The 20,786-nt window shown below is 72.0% G+C and carries 19 protein-coding genes and 1 pseudogene; 8 read left to right on the top strand and 12 right to left on the bottom strand.

The annotated features are described in order from the left end of the window. Nucleotides 1-35: 35 nt before the first annotated feature. The 6 genes and pseudogenes from AB0G63_RS15875 to AB0G63_RS15850 all read right to left on the bottom strand — a co-directional run bounded on the left by AB0G63_RS15875 (nucleotide 36) and on the right by AB0G63_RS15850 (nucleotide 5,872). Nucleotides 36-588, bottom strand: a pseudogene (locus AB0G63_RS15875) (glycoside hydrolase family 6 protein). A 466-nt stretch (nucleotides 589-1,054) separates the two neighbouring features. Beyond that, nucleotides 1,055-1,723 carry a class F sortase gene (locus AB0G63_RS15870; protein WP_360750192.1) on the bottom strand — a complete coding sequence of 223 codons (669 nt, stop codon included), beginning with the start codon at nucleotides 1,721-1,723 and terminating at the stop codon, nucleotides 1,055-1,057. A 56-nt stretch (nucleotides 1,724-1,779) separates the two neighbouring features. Next, complete coding sequence (locus AB0G63_RS15865; RefSeq protein ID WP_360750158.1) at nucleotides 1,780-2,313, bottom strand: hypothetical protein; 534 nt, start codon at nucleotides 2,311-2,313, stop codon at nucleotides 1,780-1,782. Nucleotides 2,314-2,516: 203 nt separating this feature from the next. Continuing rightward, nucleotides 2,517-3,296, bottom strand: coding sequence for an HAD-IIA family hydrolase (locus AB0G63_RS15860; RefSeq protein WP_360750156.1), 780 nt, complete (start codon nucleotides 3,294-3,296; stop codon nucleotides 2,517-2,519). A gap of 122 nt (nucleotides 3,297-3,418) precedes the next feature. Then, entirely contained in the window at nucleotides 3,419-4,348 is a 930-nt protein-coding gene (locus AB0G63_RS15855; protein WP_360750154.1) for a hypothetical protein, read from the bottom strand. Nucleotides 4,349-4,636: 288 nt separating this feature from the next. Then, nucleotides 4,637-5,872 carry an ROK family transcriptional regulator gene (locus tag AB0G63_RS15850; protein WP_360750190.1) on the bottom strand — a complete coding sequence of 412 codons (1,236 nt, stop codon included), beginning with the start codon at nucleotides 5,870-5,872 and terminating at the stop codon, nucleotides 4,637-4,639. A gap of 161 nt (nucleotides 5,873-6,033) precedes the next feature. On the opposite strand from AB0G63_RS15850, the gene AB0G63_RS15845 reads away from it, so the two are divergent. The 3 genes from AB0G63_RS15845 (at nucleotide 6,034) to AB0G63_RS15835 (ending at nucleotide 8,592) form a co-directional block, all read left to right on the top strand. Next, complete coding sequence (locus AB0G63_RS15845; protein WP_360750152.1) at nucleotides 6,034-7,140, top strand: Gfo/Idh/MocA family oxidoreductase; 1,107 nt, start codon at nucleotides 6,034-6,036, stop codon at nucleotides 7,138-7,140. Beyond that, entirely contained in the window at nucleotides 7,137-7,640 is a 504-nt protein-coding gene (locus AB0G63_RS15840; RefSeq protein ID WP_360750150.1) for a heme-degrading domain-containing protein, read from the top strand. Before AB0G63_RS15845 ends, AB0G63_RS15840 begins: the two co-directional genes overlap by 4 nt. Nucleotides 7,641-7,716: 76 nt before the next feature. Continuing rightward, nucleotides 7,717-8,592, top strand: coding sequence for an LLM class F420-dependent oxidoreductase (locus tag AB0G63_RS15835; RefSeq protein ID WP_360750148.1), 876 nt, complete (start codon nucleotides 7,717-7,719; stop codon nucleotides 8,590-8,592). A gap of 453 nt (nucleotides 8,593-9,045) precedes the next feature. On the opposite strand, the gene AB0G63_RS15830 is transcribed toward AB0G63_RS15835, so the two are convergent. The 6 genes from AB0G63_RS15830 to AB0G63_RS15805 form a co-directional block, all read right to left on the bottom strand. Beyond that, nucleotides 9,046-9,903, bottom strand: a complete 858-nt coding sequence (locus tag AB0G63_RS15830; RefSeq protein WP_360750146.1) for a fumarylacetoacetate hydrolase family protein — start codon at nucleotides 9,901-9,903, stop codon at nucleotides 9,046-9,048. Nucleotides 9,904-10,003: 100 nt separating this feature from the next. Further along, nucleotides 10,004-10,765 (bottom strand): membrane protein insertase YidC, encoded by a 762-nt coding sequence (yidC, locus tag AB0G63_RS15825; RefSeq protein ID WP_360750144.1) that lies wholly within the window; start codon nucleotides 10,763-10,765, stop codon nucleotides 10,004-10,006. Between the two features lie 96 nt (nucleotides 10,766-10,861). Beyond that, on the bottom strand, nucleotides 10,862-11,173 hold the full coding sequence (locus AB0G63_RS15820; protein WP_360750142.1) for a DUF6412 domain-containing protein: 312 nt from the start codon (nucleotides 11,171-11,173) through the stop codon (nucleotides 10,862-10,864). Nucleotides 11,174-11,453: 280 nt separating this feature from the next. Continuing rightward, nucleotides 11,454-12,011 carry a hypothetical protein gene (locus tag AB0G63_RS15815; RefSeq protein WP_360750140.1) on the bottom strand — a complete coding sequence of 186 codons (558 nt, stop codon included), beginning with the start codon at nucleotides 12,009-12,011 and terminating at the stop codon, nucleotides 11,454-11,456. A gap of 15 nt (nucleotides 12,012-12,026) precedes the next feature. Then, on the bottom strand, nucleotides 12,027-12,263 hold the full coding sequence (locus AB0G63_RS15810) for a hypothetical protein (protein ID WP_360750138.1): 237 nt from the start codon (nucleotides 12,261-12,263) through the stop codon (nucleotides 12,027-12,029). A gap of 496 nt (nucleotides 12,264-12,759) precedes the next feature. Then, a complete protein-coding gene (locus tag AB0G63_RS15805) occupies nucleotides 12,760-13,545 on the bottom strand; it encodes a class E sortase (RefSeq protein WP_360750188.1) in 786 nt (261 codons plus the stop codon). Between the two features lie 233 nt (nucleotides 13,546-13,778). Here AB0G63_RS15805 and AB0G63_RS15800 point away from each other — a divergent pair, with 233 nt between their 5' ends. From AB0G63_RS15800 to AB0G63_RS15780, 5 genes are all read left to right on the top strand, one after another. Beyond that, nucleotides 13,779-15,251 carry a glycoside hydrolase gene (locus AB0G63_RS15800; RefSeq protein ID WP_360750136.1) on the top strand — a complete coding sequence of 491 codons (1,473 nt, stop codon included), beginning with the start codon at nucleotides 13,779-13,781 and terminating at the stop codon, nucleotides 15,249-15,251. A 192-nt stretch (nucleotides 15,252-15,443) separates the two neighbouring features. Continuing rightward, on the top strand, nucleotides 15,444-16,454 hold the full coding sequence (locus tag AB0G63_RS15795) for an SEC-C domain-containing protein (RefSeq protein WP_360750134.1): 1,011 nt from the start codon (nucleotides 15,444-15,446) through the stop codon (nucleotides 16,452-16,454). Between the two features lie 485 nt (nucleotides 16,455-16,939). Then, the gene (locus tag AB0G63_RS15790) at nucleotides 16,940-17,749 is read left to right on the top strand and encodes an LppX_LprAFG lipoprotein (protein WP_360750132.1); all 810 of its coding nucleotides are present in this window, start codon (nucleotides 16,940-16,942) and stop codon (nucleotides 17,747-17,749) included. Nucleotides 17,750-17,963: 214 nt separating this feature from the next. Continuing rightward, on the top strand, nucleotides 17,964-19,454 hold the full coding sequence (locus tag AB0G63_RS15785; protein WP_360750130.1) for a cytochrome b5 domain-containing protein: 1,491 nt from the start codon (nucleotides 17,964-17,966) through the stop codon (nucleotides 19,452-19,454). 102 nt (nucleotides 19,455-19,556) lie between these two features. Then, nucleotides 19,557-20,762: a 3-oxoacyl-[acyl-carrier-protein] synthase III C-terminal domain-containing protein gene (locus AB0G63_RS15780; protein ID WP_360750128.1), complete on the top strand. Its 1,206-nt coding sequence runs from the start codon at nucleotides 19,557-19,559 to the stop codon at nucleotides 20,760-20,762. The last annotated feature ends 24 nt before the right edge of the window (nucleotides 20,763-20,786 follow it).

The raw sequence follows: 20,786 nt of genomic DNA, 5'->3' as shown, positions 1-20,786 counted from the left end.
TTGTCGATAACGAGATCCGGTTTGCCACAACGCACTTACTCGCCGGCCTTCGCGAGCTTCAGCACGTACGCGGCCCACCACTGGCCCGCCTTGGGGCCGCCCTTGCACTCGCCGTCCGACGCGCCGGGGCGTTTGACCCACAGGCAGGCGTCCACCAGGGGGTCCGCCGTCTTCGTCGTCGGCGGCACGCCCAGCGCGCGGCCCGGCGGGTTGCACCAGCGCTCGTCCTCGGCGCCGCCGGTGCAGGGGCGGGATGTTGTAGAGGACCAGCAGGGCGGTGCGGCCGGCCTTGTCGGCGGCCTCGGTGCAGCCGCGGGCCTCCTGCTCGGGGTTCTCCGGGCCGATCCACTCCCCGGTGGGCTGCTCGGCGATCTTGCGGATCCGCTCGGCCTCCGCGTCCCAGGCCAAGGGCATGCTGGCCGAACACGCTGGGACGCCCACCCCGACCGGGCGTTCGCGGCGGCGGCGGCAGTACGCACGCCGCCGCCGGCTGCCGCTCGCCGACGTCGTGCACGCCGTCCTCGCCCGGACCGTCGACGACGCGGCCCTGCGAGCGGATCTGACGGGCCCGTTCGGGGAGGGGGCCATGAGGCTCGCGGGGGCGCGGTGAGGGCCCGGGGTGAGGGCCCGGGGTGAGGGCTCGGGGTGAGGGCCCGGGGTGAGGGATCGGGGTGAGGGATCGGGGTGAGGGCTCGCGGGGGGCGCCGGAAGGACTCGACCGGGGGCGCGGTGAGGACTCACAGAGGAGCCGTCGTAAGGACTCGGCCGGGCTCACGGAGAGGTCGTGGAGGTCCGCGGGAGGGGTCGTGAAGGTGTGTGGGAGGGGCCGTGAAGGCCCGCTACCTGCGCCCATGACTCAGGGCGAGCGGCCGGGGACTCGGCGTCGCGCCCCTCTGGGCCCAGCCGCTCATCCGTTCTAAAGTCTTCTCGGGCGGTCCCGGACCCCGGCCGGCCGATGTCCTGGTCCGGCCCACGAGACCTCCCGCGCACCTCGCCGGGCTACTCCCGCAGCCCGGGGCGGACGCGCGGTCGAGGACCGGCCCGGTCGGCGGCTTCAGGGGGAGCGAGCCGCCGACCGGGCCAGGTGCGGCCGAACGGGCTCACCCGCCGACCCCGTGAGGTACGCCGAGACGATCACGTTCGCCGTGTAGGTGCGGGTCGCCCGGTCGAACGTGCCGCCGCAGGTGATCAGCCGCAGCTCGGCGCGGCCCGGCCGGCGCGGCCCGTAGGCCTGTTGGGCGTCGAACTGGTCACGGGCCTGGACCTGCACGTCGTCGACGGTGAATTCCGCGATCCTGCCGTCGTCGCGCACCACCCGGATCGTCTGGCCGGGCCGGAGTGAGCTCAGCCGGTAGAAGACGGCGGGCCGGGTCTCGGTGTCGACGTGGCCGACCATCAGCGCCGGACCGACCGCCCCCGGCGCGGCGCCGCCCGCGTACCAGCCCACGGCGCCGGCCTGGTCGAAGGGCGGTGGGTCGACGGCCCCCCGCGCGTCGAGGCCGCGGGCCACCACCGGTGCCTGTACGCCCAGGCCGGGGATGTCGATGCGCTGCGGCAGCGCGTCCCCGAGCGGGCGCACCGCGGGCGGCAGCCGGACCTCGGGCGGGCGGCCGACGGCCGCCATGTCACCGGTGGTCGGCGCGGACGTGCCCTGTGCCACGTCGGTCACCTGACGCCCCCACAGCCACAGCCCGAGCAGCAGCACGACCCAGGCCAGGCCCATGAAGAGACGTCCGGTGCCGGAGGAGCATTCGCGGTCGAACCTGACCGGCACGGCGGTCAGCCCCTGCCCCGGCCGCAGCGGGCGCCCAGCACCGCCACGGCGGCCGCGGCGGCGCAGGCCAGCACCAGCCCGGTCACCGCGTGGACCGTGCCGGGGCCGACCGGACGGGCGTCCGTGGCGGCGACGCGAGCGGTGCCGCCGCCGCCCGCGGGGACGGGGGCGACGGGCGAGGCGGGCCCGGTGGGCCGGCCGGACGACGCGGCGGCGACCGTGATCCTGCCCTTCACCTCCGCGTCCGCGCAGGCGATCTCCACGTCGTAGGTGCCGGGGCCGATCGAGGAACGGACGCGGGTCTCGCCGGCGAGCGTGCCGCCGGCACCGGCGAGCCGGGCCTGCGCGACGAAGGCGGCGGAGTGGGCGGTGGCGGTCCGCGACGCGCAGCCGCTCACGCGCAGGGCCACGTCGCCGCCGGGGGCCGGGGACGACGGACTGACCGAGACGCCTCCGTCCTGTGCGTACGCCGACGGCGCGAGCGCGACCGCGGCGGCGGCGAAGACCGCCGCACCGAGCGTGGCTTTCGTGGAACCCATCGTGAACCTCCAGATACCTGGAGGTTCCTCCCCGGCACCGCGTCCCGCATCCTCAGCGGGCCCCGGCTGCTCCGTACGGGTTCAGAAAGGTTTCCGCCCCTCGGATCCGCTCGGCTCGGATCGACACGCCTGGGTCGCCCGGCTCGGATCCGCTCGGCTCGGATCCGCTCGGCTCAGATCCGCTCGGCTCGGATCCGCTCGGCTCAGATCCGCTCGACGAGGTCGGCGATGGAGTCGACGACCTCGGACGGCCGGTAGGGGAAGTCCTCCACCTGCTCGGGCCGGGTCAGGCCGGTGAGCACCAGGAACGTCTGCATCCCCGCCTCCATGCCGGCCAGCACGTCGGTGTCCATGCGGTCGCCGATCATCGCGCTGCTCTCGGAGTGGGCGCCGATCGCGTTGAGACCGGTGCGCATCATCAGCGGGTTCGGCTTGCCCGCGAAGTACGGCTGCTTGCCGGTCGCCTTGGTGATCAGCGCGGCGACGGCGCCGGTCGCGGGCAGCGGGCCCTCGGTGGAGGGGCCGGTCTCGTCGGGGTTGGTGGCGATGAAGCGGGCACCGTTCTGGATGAGCCGGACCGCCTTGGTCATGGCCTCGAAGGAGTAGGTGCGGGTCTCGCCGAGGACGACGTAGTCGGGCTCGTGGTCGGTGAGGATGTAGCCGATGTCGTGCAGCGCGGTGGTCAGGCCGGCCTCGCCTATGACGTACGCCGAGCCGCCCGGCCGCTGGTCGTCGAGGAACTGCGCGGTGGCCAGCGCGGAGGTCCAGATGGACTCGACCGGGACCTCCAGGCCCATGCGGCGCAGCCTGGCGTGCAGGTCGCGCGGGGTGTAGATCGAGTTGTTGGTGAGGACCAGGAAGGGCCTGCCGGACTCACGCAGCTTCTTCAGGAAGGCGTCGGCGCCGGGGATCGGTACGCCCTCGTGGATGAGAACACCGTCCATGTCGGTGAGCCACGACTCGATGGGCTTGCGGTCTGCCATGTGCAAGATCTCCTGCCGTACGCGTGTACGCGTGTACGCGGTGCTGGGTGGCCCAGCCTAGACAGTGACCGGATCTTGAGGGAATGCCCGGTTCGGCGGGAGCGCGGATGCGGACGGCCCGTTCAGCGGCGCCTCCGCGGTCTGCCCGGCCTGCGCAGCGCTCGTCCGAGCGGCTTCCGGGCGAGCAGCAGCGCGCCGGCCGCGACGAGGAGGGCGGCGGTGACGGCCATGGCTCCGGTGCGGGTGGTGACACCGGTGCGGGCGAGTTCGTCGGCGAGGGGCGGGGACGCGTCGGGGCTGGTGGGGGCGGTAGGGCCGACGCCGGTGGAGGTGGCGGTGGCGGTGGCGGTGGCGATGGGGGCGTCCTTGGCCGTGGCGTCGGGGGCGGCGTCCTTGGCCGTGGCGGTGCTGGTGGGACGGGGGGCGGTGGGGTGGGCAGGGGTGGGCTGGGGGGATGGGGGGCGTGGGGCGGTGGGGGCCGGTTCGGGCTCGACGCGGAAGCGGTAGTCGTTGGACTGCCCGACCCAGTCGCCGTCGTCGTCGTGCCGCTGGACTACGGCCGCTGTGACGGTGATCTCGTTCGGCACGGTGTCGGCGGCGAGGGCGAGCCGCACCTCGACCGTGACGGTCCGGCCGGGGCCGACGGTGAATCCCACGGAGCCGTCGTCGAAGGCGCCGACGAGTTCGTCCTCGTCGGTCTTCTCGAAGCGGACCGGCTGCGGCCGGGCGCCGGCGGAGAACTCCAGCCGGGGCTGCGTCGGCTTCAGCGCCCGCCGCTCGTCGACGAGGACGATGACCGGGTGGATGTTCGTGCAGGTCCGGGTGGTGCGGTTGGTGAGGTCGAGGAACCAGGTGCCGTATCCGCCGCCGGCCTGGTAGGCGGCCGGGCCGCCGTGGACTCGGGTGGTGAGGGGAAAGCCGCGGCCGGTGTCGCAGGAGGGGGTGGGGCCGGGGCCGGGGCCTGTGCCGGGGATCGCGTACGCGGAAGCTGCTGCGGGGAGGAGGGCGGCTGATGCTGCGAGACAGAGGGACAGGGACGTGCGCAGTCGCATGAACACATGATCACGCCGGAAGGGGTCACCGAGACACGGCCACCGCCCCCACGAACGCCCGAAAGAGGGGCGAAATTGCGCCGCCCGGCCGGGCGCACCGCGGCGCACGGCACCACACGGCACGGCGCCGCAGCGCACGGCAACGCACCGCACGGCAACGCACCGCACCACACCGCACGGAACGCACCACACCGCACGGCACCGCACCGCACGGAACGCACCGCAGCGCACGGCGCCGCACGGCACCGAGCACCCGAAGCGGGCCCGGCGCCGGAGGCGGTCAGCGTCTCAGCCGTCCGTCCGTCCGAACAGGGGCGCCAGTACGAGCTGGGCCGCGCCCTCCGCCACGCCGCCGGAGGCGATCCGTACCGGCACCGGCGGCTCCCCGGTGCGCCGGGCGCGTTCGGCGAGGACCGCGGCGACGCCGTCGGCGAAGACCTCGGGAGCGGCGGCGACGGTGCGGCCGCCGAGGAGCACCAGGTCGATGTCGAGCAGCGCGACGAGGTTGCCCGCGCCGGTGCCCAGCACGCGCGCCGCCTCCGTCAGGTCGCCGCGCGCCACGGCGGCCAGGCACAGCGCCTCCACGCAACCGCGGTTGCCGCAGCCGCAGGGCGGCCCGTCCAGTTGGACCACCTGGTGTCCGAACTCCCCGGCCCCGGTGCGGGCGCCCCGGTGCACGGCACCGCCGATCACCAGCCCGGCGCCGAGGCCCGTACCGACGTGCAGGTAGGCGAAGGAGCCAACCGCCCGGCCACCGCCCTCCCCGTCGCCCGGGTCGCCACTGTTGCCCGCGCCGTCGCCCGCGCCGTCGCCCCCCGCGCCGCCGACGGCGAGTCGGAGCGCGGCCGCGTTGGTGTCCTTGTCGACGACGACCGGCACCCCGAGCCGCCGCGCCAGCTCGGCCCGCAGGGGGAACCCGTCCCACTCGGGGAACCCCGTGACCCGGTGCAGCACCCCGTGGACGTGATCGAGCGGACCGGGCAGGGCGACGCCGACGCCGAGAAGGGGTCCCGCCGGGGCTGCCCGCAGGTCTCCGCCGCCTTCCCCCAGGACCCGCTCCCCCAGCACCCGCTCGACCAGCGCCTTCACCTCCCCCGTGACCCGTCCCACCACGGCCTCCGCCCCGGCGCCCAGGTCCAGCGGGGTGCGCAGGTCGGCCACCGTGCCTCCGGCGAGGTCGGCCAGGACCACCCGTGTCTCGTCCCGGTCCACGTGCACGCCGACCGCGTGTCCCGCCTCCGGCACCAGCCGCAGCACCGTGCGCGGCTTGCCGCCCGTCGAGGCGCGGTGCCCGGCCTCCGTGACGAGGTGCTCGGCCCGCAGCCGGGCGGTGATCTTGCTGACGGCCTGCGGGGTCAGCCCGGTGCGCTCGGCGATCTCCAGCCGGCTGATGCCCTCCGCTCCGGCCCTGCGCAGCAGGTCGAGGACGAGCGCGGTGTTGTGGCCGCGCACGGCGAGCAGGTTTGCCCCGCCCGTCGCCCCGGGACCCCGCAAAGCCGAAGCCGCCGCCCCGCCGCCGTACAGGGCCCCCTCCCCCGCGGCCCGTGGAGCCGCCGCCCCCAGGCCCCGCGGAGCCGCCGCGCCGACGCCCCGTGGGCCCCCCGCCCCGCCCTTCCTCGTCGTATCCACGCCGCCATTGTTTCCCCGCGCTTGCACTTAGGCAACAGCGTTGCGAAAGTGGAGGCATGACTGCTGCACCCCCCGGCCCCGCCCCCTCCCTCGGCTCCCCGCTGCGCGTGGGCCTCGTCGGCTACGGCCTCGCGGGCTCCGTCTTCCACGCCCCGCTGATCGCCGCCACCGAGGGCCTCGTCCTCGACACGGTCGTCACCTCCCGCCCGGAGCGGCAGGAGCAGGCCCGCGCCGAGTTCCCGGACGTACGCATCGCGACGGACGCGGACGAGCTGTTCGAGCGGCGGTCCGCCGAGCTGGACCTGATCGTGATCGCGTCGCCGAACAAGACCCACGTCCCGCTCGCCACCGCCGCCCTGAAGGCCGGCCTGCCGGTCGTGGTCGACAAGCCGCTCGCCGGGACGGGCGCCGAGGCCCGTGAGCTCGCCGCGCTCGCCGAGGAGCGCGGCCTGCTCCTGTCCGTCTTCCAGAACCGCCGCTGGGACAACGACTTCCTCACTCTGCGCAAGCTGCTCGCCGAGGGCGAGCTGGGCGACGTATGGCGCTTCGAGTCCCGCTTCGAACGCTGGCGCCCGCAGCCGAAGGGCGGCTGGCGCGAGTCCGGCGACCCGGAAGAGATCGGAGGTCTGCTGTACGACCTCGGCAGTCACGTCGTCGACCAGGCCCTCGTCCTGTTCGGCCCCGCCACGCAGGTGTACGCCGAGACGGACGTCCGGCGTCCGGGCGCGCAGGCGGACGACGACACCTTCATCGCGCTCACGCACGCGAGCGGCGTCCGCTCCCACCTGTACGTGTCCTCGACGACCGCGCAACTCGGCCCGCGTTTCCGGGTGCTGGGCTCGAAGGCGGGATACGTCAAGTACGGCCTCGATCCGCAGGAGGCGGCCCTGCGGGAGGGCCGGCGCCCCGGCACGGCCGCCGGCTGGGGCACGGAGCCCGAGTCGCTGTGGGGCCGGGTCGGTTCCGGCGAGTCCCCGCTGACCGGCGGCGGTCGCCCCGAGCCGAGCCTGCCGGGCGACTACCCGGCGTACTACGCGGCCGTGGCCAGGGCCCTCGCCGGCGACGGCGCCAACCCGGTGCCCGCGCTGGAGGCGGCCGCCGCGCTCGACGTACTGGAGGCGGCCCGCCGGTCGGCCCGCGACTCGGTGGCGGTGACGCTGTGACGCCCAGCACCGGGATCACGCCCAAGTTCCATCCGGAGATCCCGCCGACCCTGGAGGAGCTGGAGGCGCAGGAACGCCGGCTGGTCTTCACCCGGTTCACCCACGACGACGCCTGGGCGCTCGGTTCGCTGCTGGTGGAGCTCGCCCGCGAGCGCCAGGCCCCGGTCGCCGTGGACATCCACCGCGCGGGCCAGCAGCTCTTCCACGCCGCGCTGCCGGGCTCGACTCCGGACAACGACGCCTGGATCGCCCGCAAGCGCCGGGTGGTGGAGCGCTACGGCAGCTCCTCCTACCTGGTCGGCGCGCGCTTCCGCGCCAAGGGCACCACGTTCGAGGAGTCCTCCCGCCTGGACCCCGGCACCTACGCCGCGCACGGCGGCTCCTTCCCGGTCAACGTCGAGGGGGTCGGCGTGGTCGGCGCGGTGACGGTGAGCGGGCTGCCGCAGCTGCAGGACCACCGCCTGGTGGTGGAGGCCCTGGAGGAGTTCCTGAACCGCTGACGGAATGCGCCGGGCGCGCCGGCCGGTTGCAGGTGGATACGTGACGACCACACCACCTTCCGAAGGGATCGCAGCAATGAGCGACACGACAGCCGGCCCGAAGGCGACCGTCGGACGCTACGGCGTCTGGAGCATCGGCCTGCGCTCCGAGGACCCCGCCCGGCGCGGCGAACTCGCCGAGACGGCCGCCGAGCTGGAGCAGCTCGGCTACGGCGCCGTCTGGCTGGGCGGCAGCACTGCCGTACGCCACGCCGTACCGCTCGTCGAGGCGACCTCGCGGATCACCGTCGGCACGAGCATCCAGAGCATCTGGCAGTATCCGGCGGCGGACAGCGCGGCGGCCTTCGCCGAGCTGGAGAAGGCCCACCCCGGCCGCTTCCTGCTGGGCCTGGGAGTCAGCCACGCCCAGTTCACGGACCAGTACCGCCGCCCCTACTCGTCCCTGGTCGCCTACCTGGACGCCCTCGACGAGGCCGGCGTGCCCGCCCCGCGCCGGGTGCTGGCCGCCCTCGGCCCCAGGACGCTCGAACTGTCCCGGGACCGCGCGGCCGGCGCGATCCCGTACCTGGTCACCCCCGAGCACACCGCGTACGCCCGCCAGATCCTCGGCGAGGGCCCGCTGCTGGCACCCGAGCTGAAGGTGGTCCTGGAGAAGGACCCGGACCGGGCCCGGACGCTGGCCCGCGACTACCTGGCCATGTACCTGGCCCTGCCGAACTACACCGGCAACTTCCTGCGCCACGGCTTCACCGAGGCCGACCTCGCCGACGGCGGCAGCGACCGTCTGGTCGACGCGGTGTTCGCCTGGGGCGACGAGACGGCGATCCGGTCGAGGATCGACACGTTCTTCGCAGCGGGCGCGGACCATGTCGCCCTGCAGGTCGTCGACGGCGGCACCCGCGAGTCGCTGCCCCGCCGGGCATGGCGCGAACTGGCTTCCCTGCTGTCCTGAACCGACCGCCCACAGGCCCCCGGGGACCCGCACGACCGCCCCCGGCCCGACCCGAGCCCGAGCCCGACCCCGGCCCGACCCGCGCCCGACCCCGGCCGACCCGCGCCCGATCGGCCGCGCACGCCCGGCCCCCGCCGGACCCGCGCCCGATCGGCGGCCCGGGGCTCCCGGAAACCCCCCGCCGCCCGGCCCACCCGGCGGCCCCGGACCTGGCCCCGGACCTGGCCCCGGCACCCCGACTGCCCGTGCCGCGCCGACCACGCGGCCGCCCTCGCCACCCTGGCGACCCAGGGACCGGGCACCCCGCCGCCCTGGCGACCGCCGCCCAGCGCGCCCGGCGACCCCGGCACCCCGGCCCCCGCCGCCCCGGCGACCCCAGTGATCCGCAGCCCCGCGATCCCGGCACCCGGCACCCAGCACCCGGCACCCGGCACCCGGCACCCAGCGGAGCGCCTACGCGTTCTTCAGTTCCTGCCGCTGCCGCCCCAGCCCCTCGATCTCCAGCTCGACGACGTCCCCGGCCCGCAGGTACGGCTTCGGCTCGGGCGCGCCCATCGCGACCCCCGCGGGCGTCCCGGTGTTGATGACGTCACCGGGATACAGCGTCATGAACTGGCTGACGTACCGCACGACTTCACCCACGGGGAAGATCTGCTCGGCGGTCGTGCCGTGCTGCTTCAGCTCCCCGTTGACCCACAGCCTGAGCGTGAGGTTCTGCGGGTCGGGCACCTCGTCGGCGGTCACCAGCCAGGGGCCCAGCGGGTTGAACGTCTCGCAGTTCTTGCCCTTGTCCCAGGTCCCGCCCCGCTCGATCTGGAACTCCCGCTCGGACACGTCGTGCGCCACCGCGTACCCGGCGACATGGGCGAGCCCCTCCTCCGCCGACTCCAGGTAGCGGGCGGTGCGCCCGATGACGACCGCCAGCTCGACCTCCCAGTCGGTCTTGACCGACCCGCGCGGCACCAGCACCGTGTCCTCGGGCCCGACGACGGTGTCCGGCGCCTTGAAGAAGACGACGGGCTCAGAGGGCGGCTCGGCCCCGGTCTCGCGCGCGTGGTCGTGGTAGTTCAGCCCGATGCACACGATCTTGCCGATCCGCCCCAGCGGCGGCCCGACCCGCAGCCCCGCCGCGTCCAGGGCGGGCAGTTCGCCGGCGTCGGCGGCGGAGCGGATCCGGCCGAGCGCGGCGTCGTCGGCGAGCAGCGTCCCGTCGATGTCGGCCACGACACCCGTCAGGTCCCGCAGGGTGCCCTCGGCGTCGAGCAGCGCCGGCCGCTCCGCTCCCGCCGCACCGACTCGCAGCAGCTTCATGATCTCCATCTCCCTCAGTCGCGGGTGCCCCGCCGACGGTCACAGTCATCGGAGGACTGGCCGATCGTCCAAGGTCGCCGTGCAATATGGCAAGAGCCGTTCACGTAGTGGACCGCGACCACGGGCCTCCCCGGTACAGCACCGCCCGCTCGGCGGTCCCCCACGCCGCGCTGGTCGCCACGTACAGTGCGGCGGCCAGCGGTACGACCGCCACGGTGACCAGGGTGAAGAAGGACATGAACGGCACGAGCGCCGTGACGGCACCGAGCCCGGGCACCCGCTCCTGCTCGGGCCCGCGCACGGGCGCCGTGACGGCGGAGTTCGCGGCCGTCGCCCGCTTCGCCAGCAGGTAGCCGAAGAGGCAGACGACCGCGACGACCGCGAACAGCGCGAGGTGCACGAGTCCCGCCGGACCGAACACCCCGTCCCCGGACAGGGCGTCGGCCCAGCGGTCGCCGAGGGGCGCGGCGAACAGCCGGTGGGAGAGCAGTCCGTTGGGCCGCCCGCCGACGGTCGTGCTGGAGAACAGGCGGTACAGCAGGAAGAACGCGGGCAGTTGCAGCAGACCCGGCAGACAGCCGGACAGCGGCGACACCTTCTCCTCGGCGTGCAGTTCCAGCACGGCCTTCTGCAGCCGCTCGGGATCCTCGGCGTACTTCTCGCGCAACTCGGCGATCCGCGGCTGCAGTCGCGCCCGGGCCCGCTGACCGCGGGCGGCGGCCCGGGACAGGGGGTGGACGAGCAGTCGTACGAGTGCGGTGAACAGGACGATCGCCGCGGCGGCGGCCGAGGCGCCGAGCAGCGGCTGGAGCAGGTCGGCGAGGTGCTCGACCAGGGTGGCGAACACAGCGAAGACGGACATGGGTGAGCCCTCCGGGGGGTCTCGTCGTGCCGGGACATGGGTCATGGCGGCATGACGACCCGCGCGAGGGCGGACGCTGCGGATGAAGCGGGTGCCCTACGCGGTGGTCGCCGGGAGGGCACGCCCGGGCGCCCGGGGCCGGGTGCGGCCCTTGGCGTCGGGATCGCGTTGCGGCAGGAATGCCGTACGGCGGGCGCGGTCGCGGATGGCCGTACGCACCCGGGTGGGCGGCACGGCGGGCGCGGAACGCGCGGCGACCAGGGCGCAGGCGGCGAGCGCGGAGCCGGCCGCGGCGGTCGCGGCGAGCGCGACGGTGGCGGTGAGGCTGCCGGTGTCGAACAGGGCGACGCCGAGCACCAGCAACAACAGAACGGCGACGGGCCGCCGCGACATCCAGTTCCCGATCACGGCGTCCCCCCTCCTCCTTGTCCCCCGCCCGCATGCATGCGGGCGGGGCCAGTCTGCTCCTACGGTTATACCTGACCGGTTCGGCCGTACGTGACGGTTCTCGATGCCTTCGCCTGGCTCAGGTGTCCCTGGTCGCCGCGCTGACGCCGGTCCGGGGACGGCCGGCTGCGGTCACCGGCGGGGGCTGCCGTTCCCGGCGTCGGCGGTCCTGGTGGGCACGTTCACGTTGCCGGTGGGCCTGTTCACGTTGCTGGAGGCGGGGCCGAGGGCCCCGCGCGGCTCACGACTCGATCGCAGCCAGCCAGTCGGCGGTTCTGACCAAGGTCGGCCCGGACACCTCATCGGCGCCGGAGACGTAGGCGGCCCAACGCAGTTCGTTACAGGCGAAGAAGGACTCGCCCCATGTGTCCACCCAGATACGCGCCTCACGATCCCCGGAACGGGTCAGGTCCAACCAGGCCCAGCCGCGGAACTCGGATTCGGGGTCGAACTGGTACAGCCATTCCTGGGGCCGCCACGGCCCTTCGCCGATCGCGACGGCATAACGCTCCACGCCACGCCTCACGTGTTCGGGGGCCGTCTCGAAGGAGGCTCCTTGCGAGGCAGCGACGAACCATCCGGGCAGCGTGTCGACGGGCAGCTCCCCTTCGTCGAACGAGTGGGAGACCGCCAGTTGCAGGGCGGGAGCCAGAACGGATCGCAGCCTCGCGTCGAACTCCGCTACGGGGCAGTTGGTGCGCACGTCGAAGGCCGACAGGACGGGAGGTGCCTCCTCGGGTGCCGGCCGGTGCGCCAGCCGGCTCCTCTCCAGCTCGATGTCCTCGATCTCATGGAACATTACGGTGCTTCTCCGTCAGCCTTCCTGGACTACCCGACCCGGGTACTTTGCCACTTCTTCCCGGAACTCCTGGAGCAGGCCGCTGGGAATCCCGTACAGATCGTTCCCCTTGGTCGGATCCGAGATCTCAGGGCAGATCTTCTTGAGCTGCCGCCACTCGGCGTCGGTGAACCCGAGCCCATCCGGCTGCTTCTGAGGTATCGCGGTCCTCCTGATCCTGTCCAGATACTCCTGTGAGACCTGGAATTGCACGATCTGACCACCCTCACCACGTCGCGGTGTGATGCCCCACCGCCCGCAACCCCGACGCCGCCTTGTGCATGGACGCGGCTTCCTTCTTCAGGTCCGACACGCGGCCCGTCCCCCGTACTTCACTCTGTGCACATGCCAACCCCATGACATAGGCAGCAGGGTTGTGCGCCAGGTACGGCAAGGGTCAAGGGTCGGCAAAGATCCAGGGCTGAAGAGGCAATGACTGTACGTCAGCTCTTCCCGGCGGGCACCGACTCACGCAGGGCGGGCGGGGCCGAGGCGGGGACGTTCCCGCGCCTGTGGCGGGCCGCCGCAGCGCCCGCGGCGCCCACGGCGCCCCGGAGTAGCAGTACCGCCACTGTGCCGAGGGTGAGCACCTCGAACGACAGTTGCTGCGAAACCCCCGGACAAACTGGCTGCGCCTGAAAGGCACCCACAGGCCCCACCCGAGGCCCCCACGGCCGGGCCCTGCGTCGCGGCGATCTCGCGCGGCGCGTCACGCCCGCGGTCGCATCGAGAGCAGGGTCCCCCACACCACCAGCCGGTACCGAGATGTGTACTCCGGGGTGCAGGTCGTGAGGGTGATGTAGTAGCCGGGGCTCGGGTAGCCGTAGGCGGGGCGGACCGTGGAACGCGGGACCGGCCGCAGGACGCCCCCGTCGCGGGCCGACGTCCGCGGCAGCGTCCGGTCGACGGCGTACGTGTACACCGCGCCGCGTGTCTCCACCTCCAGCACGTCCCCGCGCCGCAGCCGGTCGATGTGCCGGAACGGCTCCCCGTGGGTGTTGCGGTGCCCGGCGAGCGCGAAGTTGCCCGCCTGGCCCGGCTGTTGGGTGCCGGGGTAGTGGCCGGCGTACCCCTTGTCGAGGACGTCCCGCTTGCCGACGCCCTCGGCGACGGGGACGCGGAGGCCGAGGCGGGGGACGGTGAGGACGGCGTAGGCCTGGGAGCGGCGGGGACGCGACGGCGCCCCGGCGGCGGCCGCCGGCGGCCGCCGGAACCGGGCACCGGCGCCCTGCCGGCCGGACGGCGCCGGTAGGGCCGTAGGGGAGGAGCCCCGGTCATCGCCGCCGCCACCGCCCGCCGCCCACTCCCGTTCCAGCGCCTCCACCTTCCGCTCGGCCCCCCGCCGCGCCTCCCGGTTGGTCCACCACAACTGGTGGGCGACGAGGAGCAGGAGGACGACCCCGACGGTGACGAGCGCCTCGCCCCCGGCCCACAGCGCGCGCCGCCGCCGCTCCCGCCGCCGTCGGCCGCTGTGCTGCACGACAGGAACGCGCATCGCCATGCCGCCTCCTTCACCGGGCCGCCCGCACGATAAGGGCCGGACCGCCAACTCACCAGCCCCGTAAGCCCGTAACCACGCCCGACCCCCTCGTTCGAGACTTCGTACGTCGGTTTGAGAAAGGGTTGAGAAATCACTGTCACAACCCTCGACAACCCCTCCTGCCACCCCCGATGCTTCCTCGTGGCATGCACGGGACAAGCCACGTCGAGCGAAGCGGAGACGCATCCATGATCCGACGCAGAACCCTGCTGGCCGCGGCCGGCGGCACCCTCCTGGGCAGCGCGCTCGCCACCGGCACCGCCCACGCCGACGCCACCGTCGCCGTCAACCCCGGCACGAAGTACGGCACTTGGGAGGGCTGGGGCACCTCCCTGGCCTGGTGGGCCAACGTGTTCGGCGCCCGGGACGACTTCGCCGACATCTTCTTCACCACCAAGTCGGTGAACTACGACGGCACCGCACTCCCCGGCCTCGGCCTGAACATCGCCCGCTACAACCTCGGCGCGTGCAGCTGGAACAGCGTGGGCGGCGAGAGCATGGCCGTCTCCCCCAACATCCCCGCCTTCAAGCAGATCGAGGGCTACTGGCAGGACTGGAACAACGAGGACCCGACGTCCTCGGCGTGGGACTGGACGGCCGACGCGACGCAGCGCGCGATGCTGGTCAAGGCGGCACAACGCGGCGCGGTCACCGAACTGTTCGCCAACTCCCCCATGTGGTGGATGTGTTACAACCACAACCCGTCCGGCGCCGCCGACGGCGGCAACAACCTCCAGTCCTGGAACTACCGCCAGCACGCCTCCCACCTCGCCGCCGTCGCCCTGCGCGCGAAGAACGACTGGGGCGTGACCTTCTCCACCGTCGAGGCTTTCAACGAGCCCAGCTCCAGCTGGTGGACGGCGACCGGCACCCAGGAGGGCTGCCACATCGACGCGACGGTCCAGTCGGCCGTACTGCCCTACCTGCGCAGCGAGTTGGACAAGCGCGGGCTGACCGGCACGCGGATCGCGGCGTCCGACGAGACCAGCTACGACCTGGCCCGCACCACCTTCAACTCCTTCAGCTCGACGACGAAGGGATACGTCGACCGGGTCAACGTCCACGGCTACCAGGGCTCGGGCGGCCGCCGGGACCTGCTCTACACGGACGTCGTGACGACCGCGGGCAAGGCCCTGTGGAACTCGGAGACCGGCGACAACGACGGCACCGGCATGACGATGGCGAGCAACCTGCTCTACGACTTCCGCTGGCTGCACCCCACCGCCTGGGTCTACTGGCAGGTCATGGACCCGTCCGCGAACTGGGCGATGATCGCCTACGACGCGAGCACGCTGCAGCCCGGCGCGGTGCAGACGAAGTACTACGTCATGGCCCAGTTCAGCCGCCACATCCGCCCGGGCATGACGATCCTCGACACCGGCGTCAGCTACGCGGCGGCCGGCTACGACGCGTCGGCGCGGCGCCTGGTGATCGTCGCCGCGAACACCTCCGCCTCCGCCCAGACCCTCACCTTCGACCTCTCCCGCTTCACCACCGTCAGCGGCGGCTCCGGCGGCCTGGTCCCGCGCTGGAACACGGTGACGACCGGCGGCGACCGGTACAAGGCGTACGCGGACACGTACCTGAGCGGGAAGTCGGTGGCGGTGCCGTTCGCGGCGAAGTCGGTGCAGACGCTGCAGATCGACGGGGTGACGATCTAGCCGGGACGGTCCGGCCGGCGGCCGGAAGGGTGTGGCCGGCGGCCGGAAGGGTCTTTCCGGTTACCGGACAGGGTCTGCCCGGTAGCCGGGAAGAGTCCGGCCGGCCCGCGCGTGGAGCGCCGTCCCGCAGCAGCGCATCCTGGAGCCGGGACGGCTCTCCCCGTGTCGGTGGTCGGCAGTACGGTGTCACCCATGCGCCCCGACACGCCTGCCGAGAACGTCGACCACACCGCGGAAGCCGCCCGCCTGGAGCGGACCGCCGGCCTGTATCCCGAGGACTCCGAAGCGCTGCTCCTGCGGGCCGCGGCCCACCTGGAGCTGGCCGGCGACCGCCCCGCCGCGACCGCGCTCTACGACCGCCTGCTGTCGTCCCAGGACGGTCTGGAGAACCCCCACCTGGTACGGGCCCTGAAGGCCTCCAACCTGTGGGAGTACGGTCACGAGGCGGAAGCCCGCGCGATCATCACCGGCATCCGCGCGGCGGCGCCCCGGGACCCGGCCCCCTGGGTGATCGTGGCGGAGGCGCTGGAGTCGCACGACGAGCTGGAGGCGGCGCAGGAGACGTTCACGGAGGGCGTCCGCCTGCTGCTGACGGACGTCCCCGAACCCCCGTACTCCACCCACCCGCTCCTCTTCGGCCGCCACCGGGTCCGCCGCATGCTCGGCGCGGCGCACGACGACTGGGACGCCCTCGCGGACACGCTGCACTCCTCGCCCGTCTCCCTGGACGAGCTCCACGACCCCAAGCGCGTGTGGTCCCTCGGCTCGGACAACCCGGCGGAACTCGCGGCGGAGATCTCCCGCCTCCGCGCCGAACTGGGCACCTACCGCGAAGCCCTCTCCCGCCCGTTCCCGGTGGCGGTCCTGCACTGGCCGGCCGCCGAACTGACGGAACTGCTCGCGGCGTACCCGTCCCTGTCGGAGGAGTACCCCTCCCACGCCGGCCACCTGGCGACGATAGAGGCCTCGCTGCGAGAGCTGGCGGCCTCCGGCACCCCCAACCTGGGCATCGTCACGGGCACGGTCCCCTCCTACGAGGCCTTCGCCGCATCGGAGGGCACCTCCCCGGCGGACCCGTCGCTGCTACCCCAGTACGCGACCACCCTGGCAGCCCGGGGCCGGGCGACGGTGTGGCCGCCGCAGAAGGGCGCGGCCTGCTGGTGCGGGTCGGGCCGGGCTTACGGGGAGTGCCACGGGGCGTAACAGCCGGCGCCCCGCCCCCCTCGGCCCCCCGGGGCACGGCCGGCCCAGGAACGCCGGGCCCCGCCGATCACCCGGGTTTCCTCCGGTCGAACCAAAAAGCCACCACGCCACCCGCCCCGCCCGCCCCGGCAGTCCCGGCAGTCCCGGGCGGACCCTTCCCGTCCCGGCCCCACCCCTGCCGTCCCGGCCCGACTCCCCCCACCGCGGCCGGCACAGCCTCAAGGGTCGTCGCAGAAATTGAGTAACAAGTACTCAGTGCAGAGCACACCCCTTGGCCGAAAAGTCAAGTACTGTCTGCATCCGTACGGATCAGCTACGCAGACCACCTGAATCAGTGAATTGGTGACCACTGGTCAGATGACGGCTTCACAAGGTCTGGCGAGCTTCCTGGCACGCGTCGTCCCGATGCGTGAGATGCGTATGCCGCAGCCAGGTAGCGGCTTTTCCTGCTCAATGACGTAATCAAAGATTTTCGGGGGACTGTCATGGCTGATGGCATATCCAGCACGCTCGCTGCCAAGCGCAGACGGCTGGGCCTGGTGACGATCACGCTGGCGGCGACTGCGTCCGCGGCGGTGCTGACCGGCTGTTCGAGCAGCGACGACAAGGGCGCGGGCCCCTCGAAGCCCAGCGCCCTGCCGGACGCCACGCGCATCGTCGCGGAGAGCGCGCGCACCACCCAGACCTTGCACGACGTGCACTTGAACCTGGCTGTCGCCGACATCCCGAACCTGCCGGTGGAGAAGGTCAACGCCGACGTCACCAACAAGGTGAAGGGCCAGGGGCAGGCGGCCGGCGAGGCCCGGGTGCGCACCAGCAAGCAGGCCGACTTCACCGACACCAAGTTCGTCGTCTCGAACAAGACCCTGTACGCCGGCGACGGTTCCGCGTACCAGCCGGTCGGGCCGGCGGAGAAGGTCTACGACCCGGGTGTCATCCTCGACAAGGACAAGGGCATCGCCAATGTGATCGCCCAGATCAAGAACCCCAAGTCGGAAGCCCGGGAGAAGGTCGACGGCGTCGACACGGTGAAGATCAGCGGCACCGTGGACGCCTCGGTGATCGACTTCATCGTCCCCCAGTCCGGCAAGAAGGGCGGGCCCCTCCCGATCACCGTCTGGATCAAGGACGTCCCGCCGCCGAGCGGTTCGGGCAAGGCCTCTCCTCCTGACAAGGGCTCTCCGGACAAGGCTCCGAACCTGGTCAAGGCCGTGGTGAAGCAGGGAGACGGAACCATCACGGTGATGCTGTCCAAGTGGGGCACCCCGGTTTCCATCCCCAACCCGGCCGCCTAGCGAGCGGATGCCGGCCCGGGGACGCGGAATGGCGGCGACGCCTGTCAGACCGCGCCCCGGGCCGCTTTCGTTTTCAGGTTCCGAGACTGCCGGAGCAGCACATTGTTCTACGCACGCAGACACGCGAATCACTTTCCGGCGGGCCCCACGTACCGCTTGAACGCAGGAAAACCAACCGGTGCACTGATTGCGAGATCAGGCGGGGAGGAATGCAATGACGACAACTGACCGCCCAGAGGCCGAGCCGACCGGCCGGCCGGAGGCCGAGCCGGAGGAGTTCCGCCGGCCTCCTCACCCGGACGGCCCGCCGCCGATCTCCAACGTCTGGGTCTACGACGGAAAAGCCTACGACCTGAGTGAATGGATTTCCAAGCACCCGGGCGGCGAATTCTTCATCGGACGCACGAAGAACCGTGACATCACCGCCATCGTCGGTTCTTACCACAAGAACCCCGAGGCCGTCGCGAGAATGCTCGAACGCTACTCGCTGGGCCGTGAGGCACTGCCGGAGGACATTCACCCGAAGGCCAACGCCCCGGCGTTCCTCTTCAGCGAGGACTTCGACAGCTGGCGCGACACCCCGAAGTACCGCTTCGACAACAAGGACGACCTCCTTCACAAGGTGAAGGCCCGGCTCAAGCAGCGCGAGATGGCCGCTCGCATCAGGCGGATGGACCGCTACTTCAACATCACGGTAGCGATACTGGCCGTCCTGTACTTCGCCGTTCAGGGCCTGCGCCTGTTCGAACGGAGCTGGATGCCGCTGCCGGTGTTCGTGATCGCCATGGTGCTGCTGCGCAGCGCGATGGCCGGTTTCGGCCACTACGCGATCCACCGTGCCCAGAAGGGCATGAACAAGATCTACGTGAATGCGTTCGACCTCAACTACGTCGCTCTGTCGTTCGTGACCGCGGACGGCCACGCACTGCTGCACCACCCGTTCACGCAGAGCGAAGTGGACATAAAGAAGAACGTCTTCACCATGATGATGCGGGTGCCACGGCTGTTCCGCATTCCGCTGCACACTGTACACAAGTTCGGTCACACGATGACCGGCATGATCATCCGGCTTCTCGATGTCTGCCGGCTCACCCGCAAGGTGGGCGTCAAGGACATGTACGGGACGTGGGGCGGAGCGCTGCCGCACTTCATCGGCTCGTTCGGCGTGCGTTTCCTGCTGGTGGGCGAGTTTGTCCTGTTCGCCGTGATGGGGGACCTCTGGGCCTGGGTGCTCCAGTTCCTGATCACCATGTGGATCAGCACGTTCCTCGTGGTCGCCAGCCATGACTTCGAGGTCGAGACCGAGGAACTGGTCCACAACACCGAGGACTGGGCCGTCGACCAGATGGAGCAGGCCTACGACCTCAAGGTCGTCGGGAACCGCTATGTCGACTGCTTCCTGTCGGCCGGCCTCAGCTCGCATCGCGTGCATCACGTGCTGCCGTATCAGCGCAGCGGCTTCGCGAACATCGTCACCGAGGACGTGCTGCGTGAGGAGGCGGCGAAGTTCGGGGTCGAATGGATACCGGCCAAGAGCTTCTTCACCGACCGTTTCCCCAAGCAGATCAACACCTATCTGCTCTCACCCTCGGACGATGCCGTGGAGAAGGACTGGGGATTCTGGCGCGAACATTTCTCGCCGCTCGCCCTGAAGCAGTGTGTCGTATACGCGGCGCAGGGGTTCACCGGAATCGGCACCGTCTGAGGCTGTCACTCAAAGAAACTTCACTGGCGATCGAGCTCGACTGCGCCTCATCTCATCGGCGCTCGCCCGATTCGCCGTTCATTCCATGCAGAGGAGAAATCCGTGACTATCACCATCGGTGACGGCTTCACGTCTTCTGAATCCGCGGCCGGCATCGCCGGACGTGTCCCCGGCCACGACCCGATCGGAGGTGCGCTGCCGCCGGCTCCGCTGACCACCGTGGGCGTGATCGAGAGCATCGCGACGGGCTCGCCGGACCGCGACTTCGAGCAGGCCGAGGTCGCCGAGCAGGTGGCCGCGCTCTTCTCGGAGCCCGCGCAGCGACGCCGTATCCCGCGGCTGTACCGCAGGACCAGGATCACCTCGCGTCACCTGGCGATCGACCCCCTGGACCCCGACTTCCTCAAGTTCAGCAAGGAAGTCGGCACCATCCGGGACCGCATGAACCTCTTCTACCGTCATGCGGTGCCGCTCGCCGTCGACGTGGCCGGCCGCGCCGTCGCGTCTCTGGAGGATCCGGCGTCGGACATCGGCATGCTGGTCTTCGTCACGAGCACCGGCTTCATCGCGCCCGGCGTCGACGTCGCCCTCATCAAGCAGCTGGGGCTGTCCCCGACGGTGAACCGGGTGGTCGTGAACTTCATGGGCTGCGCCGCGGCCATGAACGGCATGCGCACCGCGGTGGACTACGTTCGCGCCCACCCGGACAAGAAGGCCCTGGTGGTGTGCCTCGAACTCAGTTCGGTGAACGCCGTCTTCGACGACGACGTCAACGACGTGATCACCCACAGCCTGTTCGGCGACGGGTGCGGCGCGGTCGTCATCGGTGCCGGTCAGGTGCACCAGCCGCTGGCGCCCGGCAAGGTCGTCATCCGCGACACCTTCAGCCACCTCTTCGACGGCGCGGAAGACGGCATCGTGCTCGGCGTCAACGACAACGGCATAACGTGCGAGCTGTCGCCGGACCTCCCCCAGTACATCTACCAGGGCGTGGACCCGGTGGTGTCGGCAGTGCTGGAGCGGAACGGACTGGACAAGTCCGACGTCGATCTCTGGGCGATCCACCCGGGCGGACCGAGGATCATCGAGGAATCGGCGCGCTCGTTGGGCATTCCCGAGGACCGGGCGGCATCGAGCTGGGACCTGCTCGCCCGGCACGGAAACATGCTCAGCGTATCGCTCGTCTTCGTCCTGGAGCAGATGATCTCCCAGGCCGAGCCGGACAAGCAGATCTCGACCGGTGTGGCATTTTCCTTCGCGCCCGGCGTCACCCTCGAAGGCATCGTCTTCGACATCGTCCGGCAGTGAGCGCCGAATTCCGGCCTGATCGCG

The sequence above is a fragment of the Streptomyces sp. NPDC020996 genome, from assembly GCF_040641355.1.
Lineage (GTDB): Bacteria > Actinomycetota > Actinomycetes > Streptomycetales > Streptomycetaceae > Streptomyces.
This window is presented reverse-complemented; position numbering and strand designations above follow the sequence as displayed.

Excerpts from the sequence above, each read along its gene's own strand:
- AB0G63_RS15795 (WP_360750134.1), top strand. The coding sequence starts at position 15,444 with ATGCGCCCCGACACGCCTGCCGAGAACGTCGACCACACCGCGGAAGCC.
- AB0G63_RS15800 (WP_360750136.1), top strand. The coding sequence starts at position 13,779 with ATGATCCGACGCAGAACCCTGCTGGCCGCGGCCGGCGGCACCCTCCTG.
- yidC (WP_360750144.1), bottom strand. The coding sequence starts at position 10,765 with ATGTCCGTCTTCGCTGTGTTCGCCACCCTGGTCGAGCACCTCGCCGAC.
- AB0G63_RS15815 (WP_360750140.1), bottom strand. The coding sequence starts at position 12,011 with ATGTTCCATGAGATCGAGGACATCGAGCTGGAGAGGAGCCGGCTGGCG.
- AB0G63_RS15835 (WP_360750148.1), top strand. The coding sequence starts at position 7,717 with ATGAGCGACACGACAGCCGGCCCGAAGGCGACCGTCGGACGCTACGGC.
- AB0G63_RS15785 (WP_360750130.1), top strand. The coding sequence starts at position 17,964 with ATGACGACAACTGACCGCCCAGAGGCCGAGCCGACCGGCCGGCCGGAG.
- AB0G63_RS15860 (WP_360750156.1), bottom strand. The coding sequence starts at position 3,296 with ATGGCAGACCGCAAGCCCATCGAGTCGTGGCTCACCGACATGGACGGT.
- AB0G63_RS15830 (WP_360750146.1), bottom strand. The coding sequence starts at position 9,903 with ATGAAGCTGCTGCGAGTCGGTGCGGCGGGAGCGGAGCGGCCGGCGCTG.
- AB0G63_RS15790 (WP_360750132.1), top strand. The coding sequence starts at position 16,940 with ATGGCTGATGGCATATCCAGCACGCTCGCTGCCAAGCGCAGACGGCTG.
- AB0G63_RS15845 (WP_360750152.1), top strand. The coding sequence starts at position 6,034 with ATGACTGCTGCACCCCCCGGCCCCGCCCCCTCCCTCGGCTCCCCGCTG.
- AB0G63_RS15805 (WP_360750188.1), bottom strand. The coding sequence starts at position 13,545 with ATGCGCGTTCCTGTCGTGCAGCACAGCGGCCGACGGCGGCGGGAGCGG.
- AB0G63_RS15865 (WP_360750158.1), bottom strand. The coding sequence starts at position 2,313 with ATGGGTTCCACGAAAGCCACGCTCGGTGCGGCGGTCTTCGCCGCCGCC.
- AB0G63_RS15870 (WP_360750192.1), bottom strand. The coding sequence starts at position 1,723 with ATGGGCCTGGCCTGGGTCGTGCTGCTGCTCGGGCTGTGGCTGTGGGGG.
- AB0G63_RS15855 (WP_360750154.1), bottom strand. The coding sequence starts at position 4,348 with ATGCGACTGCGCACGTCCCTGTCCCTCTGTCTCGCAGCATCAGCCGCC.